Source organism: Dactylosporangium cerinum, from assembly GCF_042653625.1.
GTDB classification, from domain to species: Bacteria; Actinomycetota; Actinomycetes; order Mycobacteriales; family Micromonosporaceae; genus Dactylosporangium; species Dactylosporangium cerinum.
In genome coordinates this window covers 423,161-443,160 of record NZ_JBHSIU010000041.1, presented here as the reverse complement: position 1 = coordinate 443,160, position 20,000 = coordinate 423,161, and the positions used below count along the sequence as shown (strand labels likewise).

The 20,000-nt window shown below is 72.2% G+C and carries 22 protein-coding genes and 2 pseudogenes; 17 read left to right on the top strand and 7 right to left on the bottom strand.

Annotation, left to right across the window (positions count from 1 at the left end):
- Nucleotides 1-57 precede the first annotated feature (57 nt).
- The 3 genes from ACFPIJ_RS31050 (at nt 58) to ACFPIJ_RS31040 (ending at nt 1,994) form a co-directional block, all read left to right on the top strand.
- Nucleotides 58-942 carry an MCP four helix bundle domain-containing protein gene (locus tag ACFPIJ_RS31050; protein WP_380120160.1) on the top strand — a complete coding sequence of 295 codons (885 nt, stop codon included), beginning with the start codon at nt 58-60 and terminating at the stop codon, nt 940-942.
- A complete protein-coding gene (locus tag ACFPIJ_RS31045; RefSeq protein ID WP_380120159.1) occupies nt 939-1,148 on the top strand; it encodes a hypothetical protein in 210 nt (69 codons plus the stop codon). The genes ACFPIJ_RS31050 and ACFPIJ_RS31045 overlap by 4 nt, the downstream gene beginning before the upstream one ends.
- Before the next feature lie 363 nt (nt 1,149-1,511).
- Entirely contained in the window at nt 1,512-1,994 is a 483-nt protein-coding gene (locus ACFPIJ_RS31040) for an NADAR family protein (protein ID WP_380120157.1), read from the top strand.
- Nucleotides 1,995-2,027: 33 nt separating this feature from the next.
- Here the strand turns inward: ACFPIJ_RS31040 and ACFPIJ_RS31035 are convergent.
- A pseudogene (locus ACFPIJ_RS31035) lies at nt 2,028-2,300 on the bottom strand (IS630 family transposase); the annotation flags it as partial.
- Nucleotides 2,301-2,575: 275 nt separating this feature from the next.
- Here ACFPIJ_RS31035 and ACFPIJ_RS31030 point away from each other — a divergent pair.
- Both ACFPIJ_RS31030 and ACFPIJ_RS31025 read left to right on the top strand, forming a co-directional pair.
- Nucleotides 2,576-3,214, top strand: coding sequence for a hypothetical protein (locus ACFPIJ_RS31030; protein ID WP_380120155.1), 639 nt, complete (start codon nt 2,576-2,578; stop codon nt 3,212-3,214).
- 65 nt (nt 3,215-3,279) lie between these two features.
- Nucleotides 3,280-3,618: an ArsR/SmtB family transcription factor gene (locus ACFPIJ_RS31025; RefSeq protein ID WP_380120153.1), complete on the top strand. Its 339-nt coding sequence runs from the start codon at nt 3,280-3,282 to the stop codon at nt 3,616-3,618.
- Nucleotides 3,619-3,629: 11 nt separating this feature from the next.
- Here the strand turns inward: ACFPIJ_RS31025 and ACFPIJ_RS31020 are convergent, their stop codons facing one another.
- Complete coding sequence (locus ACFPIJ_RS31020; RefSeq protein ID WP_380120151.1) at nt 3,630-4,445, bottom strand: class I SAM-dependent methyltransferase; 816 nt, start codon at nt 4,443-4,445, stop codon at nt 3,630-3,632.
- A 49-nt stretch (nt 4,446-4,494) separates the two neighbouring features.
- Between ACFPIJ_RS31020 and ACFPIJ_RS31015 the strand changes: the two genes are divergently transcribed.
- The 6 genes and pseudogenes from ACFPIJ_RS31015 (at nt 4,495) to ACFPIJ_RS30990 (ending at nt 8,470) form a co-directional block, all read left to right on the top strand.
- On the top strand, nt 4,495-5,082 hold the full coding sequence (locus tag ACFPIJ_RS31015) for a TetR/AcrR family transcriptional regulator (RefSeq protein WP_380120149.1): 588 nt from the start codon (nt 4,495-4,497) through the stop codon (nt 5,080-5,082).
- A gap of 104 nt (nt 5,083-5,186) precedes the next feature.
- Nucleotides 5,187-5,546, top strand: a complete 360-nt coding sequence (locus ACFPIJ_RS31010; RefSeq protein WP_380120147.1) for a hypothetical protein — start codon at nt 5,187-5,189, stop codon at nt 5,544-5,546.
- Between the two features lie 96 nt (nt 5,547-5,642).
- Nucleotides 5,643-6,200 (top strand): chemotaxis protein CheW, encoded by a 558-nt coding sequence (locus ACFPIJ_RS31005; protein WP_380120145.1) that lies wholly within the window; start codon nt 5,643-5,645, stop codon nt 6,198-6,200.
- Nucleotides 6,197-7,033: a CheR family methyltransferase gene (locus ACFPIJ_RS31000; protein WP_380120143.1), complete on the top strand. Its 837-nt coding sequence runs from the start codon at nt 6,197-6,199 to the stop codon at nt 7,031-7,033. Before ACFPIJ_RS31005 ends, ACFPIJ_RS31000 begins: the two co-directional genes overlap by 4 nt.
- Nucleotides 7,034-7,100: 67 nt before the next feature.
- Nucleotides 7,101-7,361: pseudogene (locus ACFPIJ_RS30995) on the top strand (chemotaxis protein CheD); the annotation flags it as partial.
- A gap of 98 nt (nt 7,362-7,459) precedes the next feature.
- Nucleotides 7,460-8,470 (top strand): chemotaxis protein CheA, encoded by a 1,011-nt coding sequence (locus ACFPIJ_RS30990; protein ID WP_380120141.1) that lies wholly within the window; start codon nt 7,460-7,462, stop codon nt 8,468-8,470.
- Nucleotides 8,471-8,499: 29 nt separating this feature from the next.
- Here the strand turns inward: ACFPIJ_RS30990 and ACFPIJ_RS30985 are convergent, their stop codons facing one another.
- Nucleotides 8,500-9,816: a diguanylate cyclase domain-containing protein gene (locus ACFPIJ_RS30985; protein WP_380120139.1), complete on the bottom strand. Its 1,317-nt coding sequence runs from the start codon at nt 9,814-9,816 to the stop codon at nt 8,500-8,502.
- Nucleotides 9,817-10,011: 195 nt separating this feature from the next.
- Between ACFPIJ_RS30985 and ACFPIJ_RS30980 the strand changes: the two genes are divergently transcribed.
- Nucleotides 10,012-11,478, top strand: coding sequence for a PhoX family protein (locus ACFPIJ_RS30980; RefSeq protein WP_380120137.1), 1,467 nt, complete (start codon nt 10,012-10,014; stop codon nt 11,476-11,478).
- 36 nt (nt 11,479-11,514) lie between these two features.
- Here ACFPIJ_RS30980 and ACFPIJ_RS30975 read toward each other — a convergent pair whose 3' ends face one another.
- Both ACFPIJ_RS30975 and rox read right to left on the bottom strand, forming a co-directional pair.
- Nucleotides 11,515-12,396: a hypothetical protein gene (locus ACFPIJ_RS30975; protein WP_380120135.1), complete on the bottom strand. Its 882-nt coding sequence runs from the start codon at nt 12,394-12,396 to the stop codon at nt 11,515-11,517.
- Between the two features lie 54 nt (nt 12,397-12,450).
- Entirely contained in the window at nt 12,451-13,911 is a 1,461-nt protein-coding gene (rox, locus tag ACFPIJ_RS30970) for a rifampin monooxygenase (protein WP_380120133.1), read from the bottom strand.
- Between the two features lie 262 nt (nt 13,912-14,173).
- Here rox and ACFPIJ_RS30965 point away from each other — a divergent pair, with 262 nt between their 5' ends.
- From ACFPIJ_RS30965 to ACFPIJ_RS30955, 3 genes are read left to right on the top strand one after another with little or no spacing between them, the layout of a single operon-like run.
- A complete protein-coding gene (locus ACFPIJ_RS30965) occupies nt 14,174-14,371 on the top strand; it encodes a hypothetical protein (RefSeq protein WP_380120132.1) in 198 nt (65 codons plus the stop codon).
- Between the two features lie 23 nt (nt 14,372-14,394).
- Nucleotides 14,395-14,742, top strand: a complete 348-nt coding sequence (locus tag ACFPIJ_RS30960) for a hypothetical protein (protein WP_380120130.1) — start codon at nt 14,395-14,397, stop codon at nt 14,740-14,742.
- Nucleotides 14,743-14,791: 49 nt separating this feature from the next.
- Nucleotides 14,792-16,867 carry a hypothetical protein gene (locus ACFPIJ_RS30955; RefSeq protein ID WP_380120128.1) on the top strand — a complete coding sequence of 692 codons (2,076 nt, stop codon included), beginning with the start codon at nt 14,792-14,794 and terminating at the stop codon, nt 16,865-16,867.
- An 83-nt stretch (nt 16,868-16,950) separates the two neighbouring features.
- Here the strand turns inward: ACFPIJ_RS30955 and ACFPIJ_RS30950 are convergent, their stop codons facing one another.
- Nucleotides 16,951-17,763 (bottom strand): RNA-guided endonuclease TnpB family protein, encoded by an 813-nt coding sequence (locus ACFPIJ_RS30950; RefSeq protein WP_380120126.1) that lies wholly within the window; start codon nt 17,761-17,763, stop codon nt 16,951-16,953.
- Nucleotides 17,764-17,880: 117 nt separating this feature from the next.
- Here ACFPIJ_RS30950 and ACFPIJ_RS30945 point away from each other — a divergent pair, with 117 nt between their 5' ends.
- Nucleotides 17,881-18,879, top strand: a complete 999-nt coding sequence (locus tag ACFPIJ_RS30945; protein WP_380120124.1) for a metallophosphoesterase family protein — start codon at nt 17,881-17,883, stop codon at nt 18,877-18,879.
- Nucleotides 18,880-18,883: 4 nt separating this feature from the next.
- Here the strand turns inward: ACFPIJ_RS30945 and ACFPIJ_RS30940 are convergent, their stop codons facing one another.
- Entirely contained in the window at nt 18,884-19,336 is a 453-nt protein-coding gene (locus tag ACFPIJ_RS30940) for a GyrI-like domain-containing protein (RefSeq protein WP_380120122.1), read from the bottom strand.
- A 120-nt stretch (nt 19,337-19,456) separates the two neighbouring features.
- Between ACFPIJ_RS30940 and ACFPIJ_RS30935 the strand changes: the two genes are divergently transcribed.
- A complete protein-coding gene (locus ACFPIJ_RS30935) occupies nt 19,457-19,939 on the top strand; it encodes a hypothetical protein (protein WP_380120120.1) in 483 nt (160 codons plus the stop codon).
- Nucleotides 19,940-20,000: the final 61 nt, after the last annotated feature.

Here is a 20,000-nt window from a genome sequence, read left to right as displayed (position 1 = left end):
CGCGGTGCTGCGCCGATGATCAGGGAGCATGATCCAACTCCCGAGGAGGCCCAGGACATGGCAGACGCAACCGGTGAACGACGCCGCTCCGGATTCCGGGACCTGTCCGTCGCCTGGAAACTGGGCAGCCTGGCCGGCGTGGTGTCCGTGCTGCTGCTCGCGATCGGGGTGTTCGGGCTGGTCCAGCTCGGCAACGCGCAGGAACGGCTCGATCTGCTGTACAACAAGAATCTGCGAACCGTGCAGATGGTGGACGACGTCGGCGGCGACTACAAGGACCTCCGGTTCTACATCCGCGAGCTGGCGCTGGCCCAGACGGCCGCGGAGAAGGACACCGTCGAGCAGAAGCTGAACACGGCCGTCGACGGGCTGGACGAGAGCTGGCAGACGTTCACCGCGCGGGACGCGCAGAACGGCAAGGCCGACCAGGAGGCGTTCGCCGCGGCGTGGAAGTCCTACCAGACCCTGCTCGCGGAGCAGCTGGTCCCGCTCGCCAGGGCCAACAAGTACGACGAGTTCAACGCAACGACCAAGGGCCAGGGAGCGGGGCTCGCCGCGGCCATCGACACCGCGCTGACCAATCTCGTCGAGCAGGAGAACAAGGCCGCCGAGACGACCCTCGCCGAGTCGAAGTCGACCTACGACTCCTCGCGGATCCTGTCGATCGGGCTGATCGTGGTGGCGCTGGTGCTCGCGTTCACGGTGGTGCAGGTGATCAGCCGGTCGATCTCCAAGCCGCTCAACGAGACCGTCGCGGTGCTGTCCGCGATGGCCGAGGGGCGCCTGGACAAGCGGGTCACCGTGGCGAGCCGGGACGAGGTCGGCCGGATGGGCGCCGCGCTCAACAGCGCGCTGGACCGGCTGGCCGAGACGGTGAGCACGGTCGTGGACTCCGCCACCCAGCTCAGCAACGCCTCCAGCCAGATCAGCTGCAGAACATGATGTCGTTCTTCACCACCGGCGCCACGGGCGGCCGCCGCCCCGCCGGGAACAGCCGCCCGCAGCGCGAGGTGTCGCAGTCCAAGGGCCAGTCGAAGGGCCTGTACAACACCTCCCAGTACAGCGGCAACGGCAGCAGCACATACTTCCCGCGCGCCGCCGAGATGACCGTCCCGGACATCGACGAGAGCAAGTTCGACCGCTTCTGACCCGCGTTCCGAGAGCCTGTGACAGCAATCCTGTTGCGGTGATGTTCCCCGACGCCGTCCTCACATGGTCCAGCGCCGTCGAGGCATCATTCGGTGCGCCAACACCGATCATGACCGGGCGGGCCAGGGATAGAAGATGGAGCGCGACGGATCAGGTCGGCGAGCTTCGCCGGACGGCGGTGGGCGGGGTTGCCGGCGCCTGGCCGGCAGGGCGGACGGGACCGGCGCCTGGCTCGTGCTCTGACCGGGAAGGTTTACCGGGTCGGTGGTGCGCTGAAAGGCAGGGCCTGGCGAAGAAACTGGTTGCGGGGGCTGGGGCATGCCTGACACGGTGCGGGTTTCCGTAACACCCGCGAGGTTCCCATGACGATCTACTTCTATGGCGCCGACGAGGTCCCTTACGGATGCTTCTCGAACTTCTCCGATCACGGGTTCGACCTCGACGGGGTCTGGTGGCCAGCCTCGGAGCACTACTTCCAGGCGCAGAAATTCAAGGGCACTCGTCACGCGGATCTCATCCGGCGTGCTCGCACGCCGCTGCGGGCAGCGGAGCTGGGCCGTGACTCGTCCAAACCGCTGCGGAGGGACTGGGAGCGGGTCAAGGACGACGTGATGCGCCGTGCGGTGGTAACCAAGTTCCGCGCGCATGCCGATATCCGTGACATTCTGCTGTCCACCGGTGACGAAGAGATCGTCGAGGACACCACCACCGATCACTACTGGGGTCGGGGCAGGACCGGGAACGGCAAGAACATGCTCGGGCGGATTCTGGTGCGCACCCGTAGCCAGCTGCACGCCGAACTCGCCGAAGCTCTCGACAGCGATGGCCGCCGCTCGAGGCGGTGATCCGGGAAACGTGTGCCGCATGTGTAGGACGGCTCAGGCCACGGTCGCGAGGAGGGGGCGCCCTCCCCAGCGGATGCCTTTCTCGCTGCGGATGCGGGCGCGTTCTCGACGTTGTGCGGCGAGTATGTCGGGGTGGCGGGCGTTGGCGTTGCGCCACCGCAGGTAGGCGTGCAGGGCTCGGGTCTGCACGGCGTGGTTGAGGTGGTTGGAGTTGGCGATGGTGAACTGCCTCAGCGGTCCGAAGTGCGCCTCAATCGGATTGGCCCAGGAGGCGTAAGTCGGGGTGAAGCACAGTTCGACCTTGTGCATGGGTGGATCCCTTCGTCGGTGTGGGCATGTCGCCCATGTCTGACACCCGGCACCGCGCCTGCGGGCGGGTCGGCGGCGATGCTGGCGATCTGTCGGCGTCGATCGGGCGGAACGGCCGCGCCGGGCGGGCCACCGGGTGGCGGGGCCGGTCCGGGCAGACCCCGGGTTCCGGCCGCGCGACCTACCCCGTCCGCGTACCGGGTCCACCTTTGACGCAACCAGTAAGTTGCTATAGCGTGAGACGCAACCAAATGGTTGCGAAGGAGATGGTCATGGCCACGTGGCAGTTCCTGGTGCTGGCCGGCCTCGGCACCCTCCACGGCCTCAACCCGGGCATGGGCTGGCTGCTCGCCCTGGCCGGCGGAATCCGCGAGCGCCGCCGCACCGCGATCTTCGCCACCCTCGGCCCGATCGCGCTCGGGCACGCCGCGTCCGTGTTCGTGATCGCGACCCTGGTCGTGGCGCTGATGTCGGTGACCACGGCGCGCCTCGTCGCGACCGCCGGCGGGGTCGCGCTGACCGCGTTCGGCCTCTGGCGGCTTCTCGGCCGGGGGCAGCACCGCTGGACCCGGCTCCGCCCCGCCGGCCGGCACCTGGTCGCCTGGTCGTTCCTGATGTCGTCCGCGCACGGTGCCGGGCTGATCCTGTTGCCGGTGATCGCCGCGGTCCCGGCCACCGCCGCCCACCACCACGGCGGGGTGGACGTCGGCGGGCGGGTCCCGGCCTGGGCGGGGCTGCTGGCCACGGCGGTCCACACGGCCGCGATGGTCGCGGCCGCCGGCGTGGTCGCGCTCGTCGCGTACGAGCTGCTGCACGTGCGCGCCGTGCGGGTCCGCGCCCGGATCGACGTGGATCGGGTGTGGGCGTTCGCGCTGATCGGCTCCGGCGTGGCGACCGTCGCCCTCACGTAGTTCGGTACGGTGGGGCGCCATGCAGCCGCCACAGGAGCCACCCATGCCGACACCGGATTCGACCGATGCCGCCTGATCCCGAGGAGGCGGCGGTCGCCGTGTTCACGGCCCTCGCCGACCCGAACCGCCGCGCGATTCTCGCCTCGCTCGCGTCGCACGGCCCGAGCACCGCGACGGACCTGTCCGGCCGGCTGTCGATCACCCGCCAGGGTGTGGCCAAGCACCTCGCACTGCTGGCCGACGCCGGCCTGGTCACCAGCGACGCCGGCGGCGGGCGGCGGGTGCTCTACCGGCACCGCTCCGAGCCGATCCGGGTCGCCCAGTCCTACCTGGCCGCGCTCGCCGCCGACTGGGACGACCGGTTCACCCGGCTGTCGGCGTTCCTGACGGAACCGCCGCGGTGACCATAACCGCGTCACCCGGTCGTCGGCGTTCCTGACCGAACCGCCGCCGTGACCACGACCGTGCTGTAGTGCGCGGTGAAGCTGCCGCCGAGGGCGTCGACCGCCGCGCCCATGCCCGCCAGCACCTGCTGCAATGCCTCCGGCGGGAGCTGGGTGTTGCCGCCGAATGTGGGCAGCTGGTCGAGCCACTCGTCCCGGGTGTAGGACCGCTGCCAGTCGAACCGCCACCGCTCGGCGTCCCCGAACGCCCCCGACGCCCGCAACCCGTCGGCGGCCGCGTCGCACAGCTTGCCGTACGGCTCGGCCGCGGGCGCGGCGGTGCCGAACCCGGCCGCGGCGAGCGAGCCGGGCAGGACCCGGCGGTAGACGGCGGCGAAGGCCTCGGCCGCCTCGGGCTGGGCCTGGAAGGCGTTCCAGAACACCGCGAGCCGGCCGCCGGGGCGCAGCACCCCGGCCGCGGCGGCGGCACCGGCGACGGGATCCACCCAGTGCCAGGCCTGGCCCGCGACGACCGTGTCGAACCGCCGGCCGCCGGGATCCCATGCCTCGAACGTCGACACCTCGACCTCGAGGCCGCCCCGGCGGGCGAAGGCGGCCATGCGGGCGTCCGGCTCGACCCCGAGGACCGTGCAGCCGGCCGCCGCGAACTGCCGGGCCGCGATGCCGGTGCCGGCGCCGACGTCGAGCACGGCGGGTCCGGGGCTGGCGGCGACGATCCGGTCGATCATCGGCTCCGGGTAGCTGGGCCTGGTCCGGTCGTAGCGTCCGGCGTCCACGCCGAAGGACTCCGCGACCTGCCGGGCCTGGTGCGGCTCTATAGTGGGCATGTGCCCACGCTAGTGGGCAAGCGCCCACTCGTCAACGGAGGACACGTCCATGCCCACAGGGGTCGCCATCCGCGACGTCCGCGAGCAGCTGTTCGGCGCCGCCGAGCGGGTCCTGCTGCGGGACGGGGCGAACGCGCTGACCAGCCGCGCGGTGACCACCGAGGCCGGCTGCGCCAAGGGGGTGCTGCACAAGCACTTCGCCGACTTCGACGCGTTCCTCGCCGAGTTCGTGCTGGACCGCATCGCCCGGCTCGACGAGCGGACCGCCGGCCTGCGCGACGCCGCCGGCACCGGCACCGTCGCGGACAACCTGACCGGCGCGCTGACCGCCCTGTTCGCGTCGGTGGCCCTGGCGCTGGTCGGCCTCATCGCGGCCCGCGACGAGCTCCGCGCCCGGCTGCGCCGGGACCTGCCGGCCGGCGTGCCGGTGCTCACCGAGGCCGCCGAGCTGATCGCCGTGTACCTCGCCGCCGAGCGGGACCTGGGTCGCGTCGCGGCCGGCGCCGACGTCGAGACCCTCGCCGCCATGCTCATCGGCGCGACCCACCTGCGCTACGCCGACGCGCCGCCGGACCCGGCCACGGTGCGCCGGATCGTCACCACCGTCATCGCGACCGCCGGGCGCCTGCCGATGTAGGGCCGGCCGGAGCCTGCGCTGAAACCCGGCCGCACCACGGGCGCACCCCGGCGGCAACCGGGGTCGGGCACGCTACAACTTCCAGCACAACCACGGGGGGCAACTTGTCGCGACGACTTCATCGAGCCGCGGGCCTGATCGCCGTCGCGGTGGCCGGCGGTCAGATCCTGGCACCGGGCAACGCCTGGGCGGCCGCCACCACGACGCCGGCGGTCGCGGTGTCCGCGGTCGGCACCGTCACGTCCGTGCGGACCGCCGACTCGACGCTGGTCGTGACCCGGGCCTACCGGTTCCGGGACAGCCGGCCCAAGACGGTCAAGTTCAGCCTCACCTCGAGCACCGCCGTCGTCGTCAACGGCTCGGCGAGCGGGCTCGGCGCCGTCCGTGCCGGGATGCAGGTCACCGTCACCGGGACGCAGACCGGCAGCGCGCTCGTCGCCGCGAGGGTGGTCGCCAGCCGGTAACTGTCCGACGTTCTCCTTCAGGGCGCCGCCGCGCCGCCGATGGGTCTCCTGACAGGCGTGCCCGTGGGCGCGCGGTTGCCCGGAAGGGGAGATCCAGTGAGCGTTGAGGCAGCGGCCCGGGGACGCGGTGAGGGCACCGCCGACGACGCGACGCGGTATCTGACGTTCACGTTGAACGGCGAGTCCTACGCGCTGGACATCTTCCACATCACCGAGATCCTGGAGTACCGCAACCTCACCGTCGTGCCCATGACGCCCGACTTCGTCCGTGGCGTCATCAACCTGCGCGGCCGGGCCGTCCCGGTCATCGACCTGGCGATCCGCTTCGCCAAGGGCGCCACCAGCATCGCCAGGCGCACCAGCATCATCATCGTGCACATCCGCGGCATGCCCGGATCCGGCGACGCGGCTGCGGCGGACGCCCGCGGCAACGGCCAGGACATCGGCATCCTGGTCGACGCGGTCAGCAAGGTCGAGACCTTCACGGCGGAGGACATCGAGCCGGCCCCGTCGTTCGGCGCCGGCATCCGGGCCGACTTCATCAGCGGGATGGCGAAGCGGGACAACGACTTCATCATCGTGCTCGACATCGACCACGTCCTGTCGCTGAGCGACATGGCCGAGCTGGCGACGGCGATCCCGGATGACTCATGACACCGTCACTGGTCGGGCCCACGCAGACCACGGCGACCGAGTTCCAGGCCATCAGCCAGTTCCTGCACCAGCGCACCGGCATCCGGCTGTCGCCGGGCAAGGAGACCCTGGTGCAGGGGCGGCTGGACAAGCGGCTGCGCAAGCTCGGGCTGCGCAGCTACACGGAGTACCTGCAGGTGCTCCGCTCGCCGCAGCACCCGGCCGAGACCCGCCAGGCGATCGACCTGCTCACCACCAACGAGACGTTCTTCTTCCGCGAGCCCCGGCACTTCGAGTTCCTCGGCCAGGTCATCGCCCCGGCACACCGGACGAGCCGGCCGTTTCGCCTCTGGAGCGCGGCGAGTTCCAGCGGTGAGGAGGCGTACAGCGCCGCGATGGTGCTCGCCGACACCCTGCCGAACGTGCCGTCGGAGGTCGTCGGCACCGACATCTCCTCGCGGGTGGTGGCCGGGGCCGAGGCCGGCCTCTACCCGATCTCGGCGGCGGAGAAGATCCCGACGCCGCTGCTGCGCCGGTACTGCCGCAAGGGCCGGGCCGAGTACGAGGGCCTGATGGCGATCGACCGGGCGCTGCGGGCGAGGACGACGTTCCTGGGCGCGAACCTGCTCGAGGACCAGAGCCGGCTCGGCCGGTTCGACGTGATCATGCTCCGCAACGTGATGATCTACTTCGAGGCCGCCACGAAGGCGGAGGTGGTCGGGCGGTTGCAGGACATGCTGCACCCCGGCGGCTACTTCATCGTGAGCCTGTCCGAGACGCTCAACGGGATCCCGTCACGGCTGCGGCAGGTGCAACCGTCGGTCTACCAGCTCCCCGGAGCCGATCTTGGCTAGCCCTCCGGACGTGTACCTCAACCCGGGCGACTTCCATTTCACCGCCGCCGGTACCCGGATCCGTACCATGCTGGGCTCCTGCGTCGCGATCACCCTGTGGCACCCGCGGCTGCGGATCGGCGGGATGTGCCACTACCTGCTGTCGCACCGCACCGCGCCGACCGCGGACCTGCCGGCGCTCAGCGGCCGTTACGCCGACGAGGCGATCGAGCTGTTCCTGCACGAGATCGACCGCCACGGCACCCGGCCGCAGGAGTACCAGGCGAAGATGTTCGGCGGCGGCGACCAGTTCCCCGGCGCCTCACCCGGGCCGGCCCCGAAGGTGCCGAGGGACAACATCGCGATCGGCATGCGGCTGCTGCGCCGACACGGATTCCGCCTCGCCGACCGGACGAGGAAGGCTACGACGAGGCACAGGGCGAGGTCATGCGCCTCGTCGAGGAGGTGCGCCACAGCGCCCTGTCGCTGCGCATGGTGCCGATCGGCACGACCCTGCGCCGGTTCGAACGGGTGGTCCGCGACGTCTGCGTCGACCTCGACAAGGACGTCGACCTGGTCATCACCGGCGGCGAGGCGGAGATGGACAAGGCCCTCGTCGAGCGGATCGGCGACCCGCTGCTCCACCTGGTCCGCAACGCGCTGAACCACGGCGTCGAACCCCGCGCCGACCGTGAGCGGCAGGGCAAGCCGGTGCGGGGCAAGCTGCGGCTCAACGCGTTCCACGACGCCGGTTCCATCGTCATCGAGGTCGACGACGACGGCCGCGGCCTCAACCGCGACCGCATCCTCGGCAAGGCCGTCGAGCGCGGCATGGTCCAGCCCGGCGCCGTCCTGAGCGACCACGAGGTGTACGACCTGATCTTCGAGCCGGGCTTCTCCACGGTCGAAACGGTCTCCAACCTCTCCGGCCGCGGCGTCGGCATGGACGTGGTCCGCCGCAACATCGCCGAACTGCGCGGCACCATCGAGGTGCTGACGACGGCGGGCGCGGGCACCACGTTCCGGATCCGGCTGCCGCTGACCCTCGCCATCATCGACGGTTTCCTCGTCGGCGTCGGGCCCTCGGCGTTCATCGTCCCCCTCGACCGGGTCACCGAATGCGTGGAACTGCCCCCGAACGCCGCCGAGCGCGACTGCATGTACCTGCGCGGCGAGGTCCTGCCCTTCATCCGCCTCCGCACGATCTTCGACATCGCGGGCAACCCGCCCCGCCGGCAGAACGTGGTCGTCATCGAGCAGTCCGGGCAGCGCGCCGGCCTGGTCGTGGACACCCTGCTCGGCCAGTTCCAGACGGTCATCAAACCGCTCGGCGTGCTGTTCAGCGAGGCCCGCTGCATCAGCGGCTCGACCATCCTCGGCAACGGCGAGGTGGCCCTGATCCTGGACGTCGGCCCGCTGGTCGCCGAGAACGTCAGCCGCGAACAGGTCCTGGTCTAACCCTCACCCCGCCCGCCGTCGGCCGCCGCTCAGCGTTCCAGCCAGCGGCGGTCGAGGTCCGGGTCGGCGAACGCGACCCGGCCGGGGCGGCGCTTCGCCCGGTACATGGCCTCGTCCGCCGCCTTCACGAGGTACTCGGGATCGACGGCGACCTCGGCGTCCTCCGCGAGCGCCACGCCGATACTGGTCGAGACGGTCACGGTCGCCGTGGACAGCTCCATGGGCTCCTCGACCGCGTGCAGGATCCGGCGCAGCACCGACATGACCCGATCCACCGCGCCGAACTGCTCCAGCACCACCACGAACTCGTCGCCGCCGAGCCGGGCCACGAAGTCGGTGCTGCGTACCGTGCCGGCCAGCCGCCCGGCGATGCGGATCAGCAGCTCGTCGCCGACGGCGTGGCCGTGCCGGTCGTTGACCGGCTTGAACCCGTTGAGGTCGAGGAACAGCACCGCCATCGGACCGCCGCCGCGACGGACCCGTTCGCCGGCATCGCGGATGCGGCCGACCAGCCGCCGCCGGTTCGGCAGGCCCGTCAGCACGTCGTGGGCCGCCTCGTGCTCCTGCCGGCGCTGCTCGGTGACGTCGCGGTTGACGAACACGTAGCCGGCCGGCGTGCCGTCGGTGGCGGCGTGCAGGGCGGAGACGGACGACAACACCGTCAGCTGCGCCGCGTCGGAGCGCCGCTCGCGCAGCTCACCCTCCCAGCGGCCGGCCCCGGCCACGTCCTGCAGCATCCGCGCCGCGCCGACCTCGACGCCGTCGGTGATGCACGCGGTCGCGAGCAGGGCGAGCAGGTCGCAGCCGACCGCGTCGCCGGAGGAGTAGCCGTACAGCCGCTCGGCGCCGGAGTTCCAGCTCACGATCACGCCGTCGGCGTCGCAGGAGACGATCGCGTCGGAGATCGCGTCCAGCAGGTCACCCTGCCGGCGGGCGTCCTCGAGGAGTTCGAGGGCCGCGGCGAACGCGTGGCTGTGCTCGATCACGCCGCCCGCGACGGTGGCCGCCGCCTCGACGAACGCGCCGTCGGCGAGCGGGACCGGGCCGCCGCCGGGCCGCAGCACCCCGAGCGCGCCGATGACCGCGCCGCGGGCGAGCACCGGCACGACCAGGGCCTCGCCCTGGGTCGCGTGGCCGGATCCGTCCAGCGCCGTGACCACGTCGTCCAGCAGCGTTCCCGCCAGGGCCGGGTCGGCGCCGCAGGGGACGGTCCGCACCACCGGCACGGCCCCGGCCGGCCCGGCGAGCGCGCCCGCGACACAGCAGTCCGTGAGCTCCGCCCCGATGGCGGAGACCAGACGCTCCAGCAGATGACCGTCGTCCGGCGGTGCGTCCAACAGGCGCACGCAGACGTCTGCCACCGCACGCAGACGGGACACGTGGTCCTATCGGCCGCGAAACCGGCGACTGAAGCGTTGTGCGCCAGGTTCCCGCCGTGGTCGGCGTCGGGCGCATAGATGAACGGAGGGTTGCGGAGCGGTGAACGACGGTCGATGATCGGGGCTTCTCAATGGCATTGACGCCATGCGAAGGGAGTGCCCATGGCTGGCATCGACCGGCGGACCGCGTTACGCGGCGCCGCCGCGATACTCGGCGGCACCGCAATCGGCCCGTTCGCCGGGTTCGCCGCGCGCGGCGAGGCCGCACCCACCCACGACCGACCCCGCCCGACCCTGGGCCCGGTGCCGGACCACCGCGACGGCGCGGTCCGGCTCTGGCTGCCCGCCGGGTTCGAGTACCGGTCGTTCCACGACACCGAGACACCCGTCGTGCTCGACGACGGCACCACGCTGCCCGGCCGGCACGACGGCATGGCGGCGTTCCGCGGCCCGCGCGGCAACTACACCCTGATCCGCAACCACGAGGTCAACGGTCCCGGAGCCGCGTTCGGCGACGCCACCGCCGCCTACGACCCGATGGCGCAGGGCGGCACCACGACGATCGAGGTCACCCGGCACGGCGAGGTCGTCCGCGCGTACACCAGCATCAACGGCACCCAGATGAACTGCTCCGGCGGGCCCATGCCGTGGGGCAGCTGGGTGACGTGCGAGGAGACGGTCAACGGCCCGGACGTCGGCGCCGACTTCACCGGCGTGTCCAACGTGCCGCTCCAGAAGCCGCACGGGTACGTCTTCGAGGTGCCCGTCAAGGGCCGCGCCGAGCGGGAGCCGATCACCGCGGCGGGGCGGTTCGCGCACGAGGCGGTCGCGTTCGACCCGGGGGAGGGCGCCCTCTACCTGACCGAGGACGACTTCGGGTTCGCGTCCGGGCTCTACCGGTACACGCCACGGCAGCACCCGATGCGCGCCGGCCGCCTCGGCAACCGCGGCCGGCTGCAGATGCTCAAGGTGAAGGGCCGGCCGAACATCCACCTGGAGGCCGCGCTGCCGGCCGGGTCGACGTTCCCCGTCGAGTGGGTCGACATCGACGACCCGTCACCGGTCTACCCGTACACGCCCGGCGAGCCCGCGCCGACCACGAACAACGACGCGATCAGCCACGTCGCCCGGCAGGGCTGGGCCCGCGGCGCGGCGTACTTTTCGCGTCTCGAAGGCGCCACCTACGACCGTGGCGTCGTCTACTTCACCTCGACGCAGGGCGGCGGCCCCGAGGAGACCAGCACCGGCCCGATCGCGAACGGCTACGGCAACGGCAACGGCCAGATCTGGGCGTACGACACGCACTCGCGGAGGCTGCGGCTGCTGTACCAGTCCACCGGCCCCGACGTGCTCGACTTCCCCGACAACGTCACCACCAGCCCCCGCGGCACGCTGGTCGTCTGCGAGGACAACACCAACGACAACTACCTTCGCGGGCTGACCCCGCGGGGTGAGCTGTTCGACATCGCGCTCAACCGGCTCGTCAGCAGCACCGGCGCACCCCGCTACGACGACGAGTTCGCCGGCTCGACGTTCTCCCCGGACGGGCACACCCTGTTCGTCAACATCCAGGCCAGCCGCGGCATGACGTTCGCCATCTGGGGCGACTGGCGCAGGATCGGCGTGTGACGCCGCGGCTGAGGGGGCGCACCGGAGCGCGTCCCCTCAGCCGTCCTGCGGCTCGCCGGTGCCGGGCGGTGCGGTGGCGCGCAGCACGCCTGCCACCAGCAGCGCCGGACCGGCCAGCAACACCGCCGCTGCCAGCGCCGGATCGAGGTCCAGGCTCGGGCCGGCGGCACCGCTCATCGCCGTGCTCACCATGATCGCGGGTTGTGTGGTCCCGCAGATCGCGTCCGCGAGCGCCGCCACGCTGAGCCAGCTACCGGTCAGGTCGGACTGCGTGACGGCGGCCGCGACCGCGACCAGCGCCGCGCCCGCCACCACCAGCCAGCGGTGATCGGCGCGCCGGCCGGCGAGCACGAGCCCGGCGATACCGGCGGCGGCCGCGAGCAGCCCGGGCCACACCCCACGAACGGCCGGGACCAGCCGGTCGAGGTCGATGCCGAGCCAGCGGTCCGCGACGATCCCGGCTCCCAGCACCACGGCCCCGACCACGGTCGCTACGACCCGGCCGCGCCGGCGGGCACCGGGCAGGCCGTACACGGCGCCGGTGAGCAGGACCACCGCGCCGAGCCGGACGCCGGCAGCGGTCCGCTCCCAGTCCAGCGCCCGGCACGCCGCTTCCAGCAGCGCGGTCAGCTCCGCATTGCCCGGCGGGCCGTATCCGAACCAGCCGGCGTCGGCGGTCCGGTCGGCGATCGCGGCGAGCTGGACCAGCGGGACGGCGGCGAACAGAACGCAGCCGGCGGCCAGGAGCCACCGCAGGCGCCTCGGCGCGGGCCCGGCGCCCGCGGCGGCTCGCCACGCCAGCACCACGAACGCCACCGCGGCGCACCGCAGCGACACCTCGGTCGCCGACACCGTCGCGGCCGCGACCGCCAGCGCGCCGGTCACCCCGAACACCAGCCACACCTTTGACAGCCGCACCGCAGGATCGTGGCACACGGATCGACTTCCCGCCGGGCCGGTGGCCCGGCGGGATCAGCCGGTGGGGCTGCCGAACCAGCGGGCGAGGTGGCCGTCCAGGTCCTGCTGATCGTCGCCGATCCAGGCGACGTGGCCGTCGGGGCGGAGCAGGACGCACGGGACATCCAGCGCCGCGGTGGGATCCGCGAGGTGGTCGACCCGGTCGGACCAGCCGCCGACGGTCAGCCGTTCGGTGCGGTCCAGCAACAGGCCGCGGCCGCGGTGCAGCAGACCGTAGAGGCGGCCCTGTTGCACGTCGACGTCGGGCAGGCGCCGGCCGAGCAGGTCGGGGCCTTCGCCGAGGTCGTACCGGATGTCGATCGCGGTGATCTTCTCGATCAGGTAGCGGTTCACCTCGTCGAAGTCCATCAGCTCGGTGAGCAGCCGGCGCACGGCCTGCGGCCCCGGCTCGGCGGACGACAGTTCCATCTGGGCGCGGGTATTGTCCAGCACGTCCGCGGCGACCGGATGACGCTCGGCCTGATACGTGTCCAGCAGGGTGGCCGGCGCCCAGCCGCGGACCTGCGCGGCAAGCTTCCAGCCGAGGTTGAACGCGTCCTGGACGCCCAGGTTGAGGCCCTGCCCGCCGGTGGGTGGATGGATGTGTGCCGCGTCGCCGGCCAGCAGCACCCGCCCGACCCGGTACCGTTCGGCCAGCCGGGTGGCATCCCCGAAGCGGGACAGCCAGCGCGGGGAGTGCACGCCGAAATCGGTGCCGGCGACGGCGCGCAACTGGTGTTTGAAGTCCTCGAGGGTGGGCGGTGCCGAGCGGTCGCTGACGCCCGCGGCGGGCACGACGACGCTGTAGTTCCCGGCGCCCGAGGGTCGCAGCCAGAATCGTTGCCGGCGGACCTCGGCCACCTTGGCGGCGATCTCCTCCGGCGGCACGCCGACCGCCATCTCGCCCATCAGCGTCTCGGTCCGCGCCGGCTCGCCGGGGAAGCCGACGCCGAGGAGCTTGCGCACCGTGCTGCGCGCGCCGTCACAGCCGACGAGGTACCGCGACCGCAGCCGCTCCCCACCGGCCAGCTCGACGGTCACCCCCTCGTCGTCCTGCTCGAATCCGGTGACCGCGCACCCGCGCCGGACCTGCGCGCCGAGTTCGATCGCGTGGGCCTCGAGCAACTGCTCGATGACCGGCTGGGGGATGCCGAGCAGATAGGCGTACGCGGAGTCCAGGCCCTTGGGCGCGGGTTTGGCGATGGCGGCGAAGAAGCCGGCGGCCGGACGCTGTCGTCCGTGCGGGAGGATGCGATCCAGCAGCCCGCGCATCGCCATCAGCTCGAGGCTTCGGATGTGCAGGCCGACGATGCGGACGAACGACGTAGGCCCGGTTTCCTGCTCCAGGACGAGCACCTGCACATCGTGCAGCCGCAGCTCGGCGGCCAGCATCGCACCGGTCGGCCCGCAACCGGCAATGATCACGTCGAACGTGAGGGGCGCGCGGTCGGCGCCGGGAACCTGTGGAGTGTCCATTGGTGTTGCCTTTCGGGAGTGCCTGGTTGGCGGGGCGCTCCCGGCGACACCTACGTCAGTCGCCCGACCGTGACGGCAAGGGGGAGCACCCACACATCGCTGCAGCGTTCATGGGTCTCACCTCCTCGGGCGGTGTCTCGGTCGCGTGCAGGCTACAAGCCCGGGCGTCGTCCCGTCCAATCTTTCCCTGCCCGGAAACTACATCGGTGTACTTATCGATCATGTCTTCCCGCTGGTCGTGGCGCTGTCGTAGCGTCGGGAGGTGAGCTTGGCGGCGATGCAGACACCCGACGGCAGGTGGCGGGTCGAGGTCGGCGGCGTCGGGTCCATCGCCTGGTACACGCTGGTCGGCCCCGGCGTTTCGCGGGCTGTGCCGAGCGTCGACAAGCTCGCCGACGTGCTGCTCGAGGTGGGCGTCGACCTCAGTGACTTCATCGAGGCGTCGCCGGAAGCGGCCTGAGCGTCAGCCGGTACCCTCGCCGCATGTCCGCCTATGGCCCAGCCCTGTTCGTGTCCAGGAAGGACGGCGCCGAGGTGCCGGAGGACGAGCAGGAGACGATCCTGCGCCTCGCCCGGGCCGCCGCCGGCGCGGTGCGCCTGAAGGACGAGGAGGGCGCACCCGCCGAGCCGCGCGTCTACGACTACGACGAGTACGAGCCGCGTGCCGTCGGCATCCTGCTGTACTCCGGCTACGCCTACGGGCAGATGCCGGAGGAGATCCAGCAGGAGCAGGACGTGACGTGGGAGGGAGAGATCGGCCGGGTCGCCGAGGCGGTCGAGCGCGCCGCTCCCGGCGTGTACGCGTTCGTCGGCTACGGCGTGGAGGACTGACGCGAAACGGCTTTGACCGCGTCGCGGTGGGTGCGGGACGCTCGTCGATGTGCAACGAGTCCTGATCCCGCGTGACCTCATCGCCCTGCCCGCCGCCGGCACGCCCGTCGCGGCGGTGGCGTCGCTCGCCACCGTCACGGCGAACATCGCCTACTACGGGTTCGCGTTGTCGGCCCGGGCATACACCGTCCTCGGCGAGACCGGTGAGGACGAGCTGCGGGACTGGTGGGCCGGGGTCGAGCCGGTCCTCGCCGCGCTGACCGGCGACGACAAGCGGATGGCGGATTTCGTCGTCTACAAGAACTTCCCGGCCGAGGTGCTCGCCATGGACGAGGCCGGGTACTGGATCCGCCAGATCCTCATGTACTGGGGCCTGCCCAACGACCTGGTCACCGAGGAACCGGCGGAGCGGTCGCCGCTGGCGGACCTGCCGGCGCCGCGGGTCCTGCACCCGGCCGACGACGACGCCCCGGCCCGCATCCTCGACGGGCTCCTCGCGTTGCCGGCCCGCTGGACCGACGCGCAGTTCGCCGACGTCGCCGCGCTCGCCGCCGCACCCGTCGACCTCGCCGCGGTGTCCTTTGTGGAGAATCGCATCCGGCTCGCGGTGCTGCTGCTGGAGCAGGGCGTCGCGGCGCGGGTGGCGACCGCGACCGACGTGCTGCGGCTGGCGGTCTCGTTGTCCGGCGGCGACCCCGGCCTGCGCACGCCGCAGCGGCTGCGGCGCTTCACCCGGGCCGAGCGCCGCTACCTGCTCGGCCTGCTGGAGGGCGCCACCCATCTGCTGGAGGACGTCGCCCGGCGCCGGGAGCAGTTCAAGCGGCTGCTGTTCGCCCTGCACCCCGGCGACTACCGGGCCACCTTCCCGCGGGTCGTGGCGGCGTACGACGTGCTGTACACCGGCGCCCCGGTGCGCGGGTTCGCCGCCGACGTGGAGCGGCTGCTGGCCGAACGGGACCCGGCCGTGTTCGACCGCCTCGCGGAGCGCCCCGGCGAATACGCCCGGCGGCTGCACCACCTGCTGCTCACCTTCCGCGCCGCACCCGGCCTGGAATCGGTCACCGGGCGGCTCACCACGCTGCAACTGCTGAAGCTCCAGCGGCACCTGGAGACCACCAACGCCCGGCGGTGGCGCATGTTCCCGCCGCGCGGCAACTGGTCGAAGGCGCAGATCGTCGACGCCGAGCCGCACCGCCGGCTGGGACTCGGCGCGCGCGACGCGGTGCTCCCGGTCATCGGCGACGAGCTCACCCGGCGCCTCGCCGGCGTCGGCCCGGTCGCGCTCGACCCGGCGGTGGCGCAGGTGAAGCTGCCGACGAACGACGCCGAGCTGGCGCCGTACGGCCGCGGCACCGTGTTCGGAATCCCGGACCGGGTCCGGTTCGTGCGGACCGCGTCGTACTGGGCGAGCGGGCCCGTCGGGCACAACGTCTGGTACGACAACAGCTGGAACTTCTTCGGCGCGGGCTGGACGCCGCTCGGCGAGTGCTGCTGGGACCGGCCCGGCCTCGGCGGCGGCTCGGTGTTCTCCGGCGACCCGACGAACTCCAAGGACCTCCAGGGGCGCGCCTGCCAGCTCATCGACCTGCACCTCGACGAGCTCGCCGGGGCCGGCGTCCGCTACGCGGTGTGGAGCCTGCTGTGCTACTCCCGCCGCACCTTCGCCGACGCCGACGACGTGCACGCGGCCCTGCAGTGGGGCGAGGAGCCGCAGGAGGGCAGGCTGTTCGAGCCCAGCCGCACCCAGCTGTCGTTCCCGGTGCGGGGCAACCACCTGACCAAGTTCGTCGCCTACCTGGACCTGGCCCGCCGCGAGCTGGTGTATCTCGACGCGAACCTCCGCTCGCGGGTGCAGTCCGCGGCCCACAACGGCGGGCTGCTCGCGGAGACCATGCCGGCCTACGTGGAGTACCTGGACACCCTGCCCAGCGTGCACGACCTGTTCCGGCACGCACCGGCCGCCGCGGACGGCCTGCCCGTGCGCTATGACGACGCGGACGCGGCCGTCACCGGGCCCGCTTACGTGTTCCGTCCGTCCAATCAGGACAGTAATTTCGTCCCCGTGGAACTGGGTCCGGTGCTAGCATCGACGGGCGAGGCCATGGTGGTCCTTCCTTCTCCTTGAGAATCGCTACGGCGATTTTTGCCAACTAGGGTCACCGCTTTCCTCGCATCGGATAACCGTTGCCGTCGAGTGCTCTTTGGCGCTCATGCGGCAGTCCTGTCTTGCGACGGGACGGTCCCGGTCTGATCCGCTGGTGCGGTGCCGGGTTGACGGTTCTTCGCCTCCTGCCCACCGGAGTGGGACTTGCGGTTGGCTCCGCGTCCTGCCACCGGGCCACTCCCGGCGGATACCACCCCACCCATGCTCGCGTCCGCGGGGTCCGCGGCGAGGACGGCGAGGTTGTGTGCGGCGTTGACGTCTCGGTCCAGGACCAGGCCGCAGCTGGTGCAGGTGTAGGTCCGTTCACGCAGGGGCAGTTTGGCTTTCACTGCGCCGCAGCGTGAGCAGGTCTTGCTGGACGGATACCAGCGGCCGGCGACCACGAGCCGGCCACCGTTCCACGTCGTCTTGTAGCTGAGTTGCCGGCGGATCTCGGCGAACCCGGCGTCGGCGATGTGCCGGGCCAGGCTCCGGTTGCGCAGCATCCCCGCGACGTGCAGGTCCTCCACCACGATCGTGCCGTAGGTGGAGGCGAGCCGGGTGGTGAGTTTGTGCAGGCCATCTCGGCGTAGGTCAGCGACCCGGGCGTGCGCCCGGCCGAGCCGGGCGCACGCGCGACGCCACCGCTGCGACGGCGCCTGCCCGGTCCGGCGGTCCGGTCCCTGCTTGCGGGCCAGAGCCCGGCCGAGGGCTTGCAGCCGGGTCTGCGCGGTGTCGAGGTGGCGGGGTTGGCGACGAGTTCGCCGGTGGACAGCACGGCGAGGTGGCGGATGCCGACGTCGACACCGACTGCCGCGGTTGGCTGCGTCGGTCGCCGGTCGGTGCGTTCGACGGTGACGGTGAACGCGACATGCCACCGTCCGCCGGCACGGCGACCGTCGCGGACATGATCCGCGCCGTGCCCGCCTCTACACGCCGGGCAACAGCTGATAACCCTTTGCCCATCGGGCCGATGCGTTCCTAGGCTCCCGGGCATGGGGCGCACCGTCGTCGTCGGCGACATCCACGGCTGCTTCGACGAGCTGATCGAGCTCCTCGACGCTGTGCGCCTGCGCCCCGACGACCTGCTCGTCAGCGTCGGCGACCTGGTCGACCGGGGGCCGAAGCCCGGCGAGGTCATCAGGTTCTTCCGGGAGCGGCCGAACTCCGTCGTGGTCATGGGCAACCACGAGCGCAAGCACGTCCGCGGCGTCTACTCCTACGCCCAGGAGATCACCCGGTTGCAGCTCGGCGACGGCTACGCCGGCGCGGTCGAGTGGATGGCGACCCTGCCGTACTTCTTCGAGAACGACGACGTGCGGGTCGTGCACGCCGCGATGCTGTCCGGGACGCCCCTGGCGGCGCAGCGGGAGGAGATCCTCTGCGGCTCCACCAGCGGCGAGAAGGCGCTCGCCGGGCTGTTCCCCGAAGGGCACTGGCACGAGCACTACACCGACGCGAAGCCGGTCGTGTTCGGCCATCACGTGACCGGCCGTGAGCCGCTGCTGCGCGACGGCCGGGTGTTCGGTCTGGACACCGGCGCCTGCCACGGCTGGAACCTGACGGCGCTGTGCGTCCCGGACCTCACCGTGCACTCGGTGCCGGCGCACGCCGACCACTGGTCGGCGACCCGGCGGGTGTGGCAGCTGCCGGTCCTGCGGTCCCGGCCCTGGCGGGACTGGACGTGGCCGGAGATCGACGCCGCCGTGGCACGGTTCTCCGCGTCGCCGGACGCCGGTGACTGGCTCCGTGCGGTCGCGGCGTGGGCGGGCGACCTGCGCTCGGCGCTGCCCGCCATCGTCGCCGCGGCCCGGGACCTGGCCGGCCGGCTCACCGCCGAGCAGCTGCGGGCGCACCCGGCCGGGCAGGTCCTGTTCCAGGCCCGCGCCGGCCGGCTCGACGAGATCACGCTCGCCCGCCGGTGCTCGACCCCGCGCCGGACGGCGGACCTGGCCGCGGCGCTCGGGCTGGAGGTGCCCGACCTTCCGGCCTGAGCGGCTACCCCGCGGGGCGCAGCAGCCAGTGCACCTCGGTCCACACCTCGGCGGGGTCGTCGTGGTGCGGCCCGTAGACCTCCCACCGCGGGCCGGCCGGCGGCCACCCGTGCCCGGCGCACCAGTCGGCGACGGCCTGATGCGCCGCGCCGAGCCCGGCGTACGGCCCGCGATACACCGTCGTCGCGACCGGCCCGGCAGGCAGCGCCGACGCGGTCACCCGGCCGGTGAGCGGGCACGGCTGGTCCAGGGCCACGCCGACCTCGACGTTCGGCACGTCGTCGAGGTACAGCATCACGTTGCGGCACCCGCGGTCGATGCCGGCCGCGCGCAGGCAGTCCCACACCTCGTCGAGCAGGCCGGGCCACACGGCCGGGAACTCCCGCCACGTCGTCGTCGCGGCGACCACCGCCGTCGGCCGGGCCACCGCCTCGTCCACCGTCACCTCGTACGACATGGGGCTCCTTCCCTCGCAATCGGGGCCGAACGGTCAGGCCCCGGTCCGTCGCCGTGCGCGTGCCGTGGTACGTAAGGCTTATTTCCGGCAGATCCGGCATATCGGGAACGTGCCCGTGTGGTGTCCTCGGGTGAGGAGGCGTCGACGGCGACGCCCGACACGGGGGACATCATGGGACGCACCAGGACGCGCAACAGCATCGTGACACTGATCGCGGTCTGCGGGATCGCGGCGCTCGCACCCGCCACACCAGCGGCCGCCGCGCCGGCGCCGTTCGGCTCGGCCACCAAGATCGTGCTGGACCGCTCGGGCGGCTTCGCCGGCAAGCAGGAGTCGTTCGTCGTGGACCGCACGACCGTCGGCGGCCAGCGGGCGCTGCGGCTGGCCGGCAGTCACCGGTTCAAGTGGCTGCGCAACTCGTACCAGCCGCGGAACCCCTGCTGCGACCGCTACGCGTACCGCGTCACCGTGTCCTACCGCGGCGGCTTCCGCAAGACCGTCAGGACCGTCCAGGGCACCGACGCGCCCAAGATCCTTTGGGACGTCATCGGCGAGTCGGAGCGGTACGGCGTCCGCCCGTTCTCCCCGGCGCCCGCGGCCTGACCGGCAGGCTCGTCATCGAGGTACCGGTGGACGATCGGCGCGCGGGCGCCGGGGGCGGTAC

Excerpts from the sequence above, each read along its gene's own strand:
- ACFPIJ_RS31015 (WP_380120149.1), top strand. The coding sequence starts at position 4,495 with ATGCCCACAGGGGTCGCCATCCGCGACGTCCGCGAGCAGCTGTTCGGC.
- ACFPIJ_RS30960 (WP_380120130.1), top strand. The coding sequence starts at position 14,395 with ATGTCCGCCTATGGCCCAGCCCTGTTCGTGTCCAGGAAGGACGGCGCC.
- ACFPIJ_RS31040 (WP_380120157.1), top strand. The coding sequence starts at position 1,512 with ATGACGATCTACTTCTATGGCGCCGACGAGGTCCCTTACGGATGCTTC.
- ACFPIJ_RS31025 (WP_380120153.1), top strand. The coding sequence starts at position 3,280 with ATGCCGCCTGATCCCGAGGAGGCGGCGGTCGCCGTGTTCACGGCCCTC.
- ACFPIJ_RS31045 (WP_380120159.1), top strand. The coding sequence starts at position 939 with ATGATGTCGTTCTTCACCACCGGCGCCACGGGCGGCCGCCGCCCCGCC.
- ACFPIJ_RS31000 (WP_380120143.1), top strand. The coding sequence starts at position 6,197 with ATGACACCGTCACTGGTCGGGCCCACGCAGACCACGGCGACCGAGTTC.
- ACFPIJ_RS31030 (WP_380120155.1), top strand. The coding sequence starts at position 2,576 with ATGGCCACGTGGCAGTTCCTGGTGCTGGCCGGCCTCGGCACCCTCCAC.
- ACFPIJ_RS30980 (WP_380120137.1), top strand. The coding sequence starts at position 10,012 with ATGGCTGGCATCGACCGGCGGACCGCGTTACGCGGCGCCGCCGCGATA.
- ACFPIJ_RS30945 (WP_380120124.1), top strand. The coding sequence starts at position 17,881 with ATGGGGCGCACCGTCGTCGTCGGCGACATCCACGGCTGCTTCGACGAG.
- ACFPIJ_RS31020 (WP_380120151.1), bottom strand. The coding sequence starts at position 4,445 with ATGCCCACTATAGAGCCGCACCAGGCCCGGCAGGTCGCGGAGTCCTTC.
- ACFPIJ_RS31050 (WP_380120160.1), top strand. The coding sequence starts at position 58 with ATGGCAGACGCAACCGGTGAACGACGCCGCTCCGGATTCCGGGACCTG.
- ACFPIJ_RS30940 (WP_380120122.1), bottom strand. The coding sequence starts at position 19,336 with ATGTCGTACGAGGTGACGGTGGACGAGGCGGTGGCCCGGCCGACGGCG.
- rox (WP_380120133.1), bottom strand. The coding sequence starts at position 13,911 with ATGGACACTCCACAGGTTCCCGGCGCCGACCGCGCGCCCCTCACGTTC.
- ACFPIJ_RS30990 (WP_380120141.1), top strand. The coding sequence starts at position 7,460 with ATGCGCCTCGTCGAGGAGGTGCGCCACAGCGCCCTGTCGCTGCGCATG.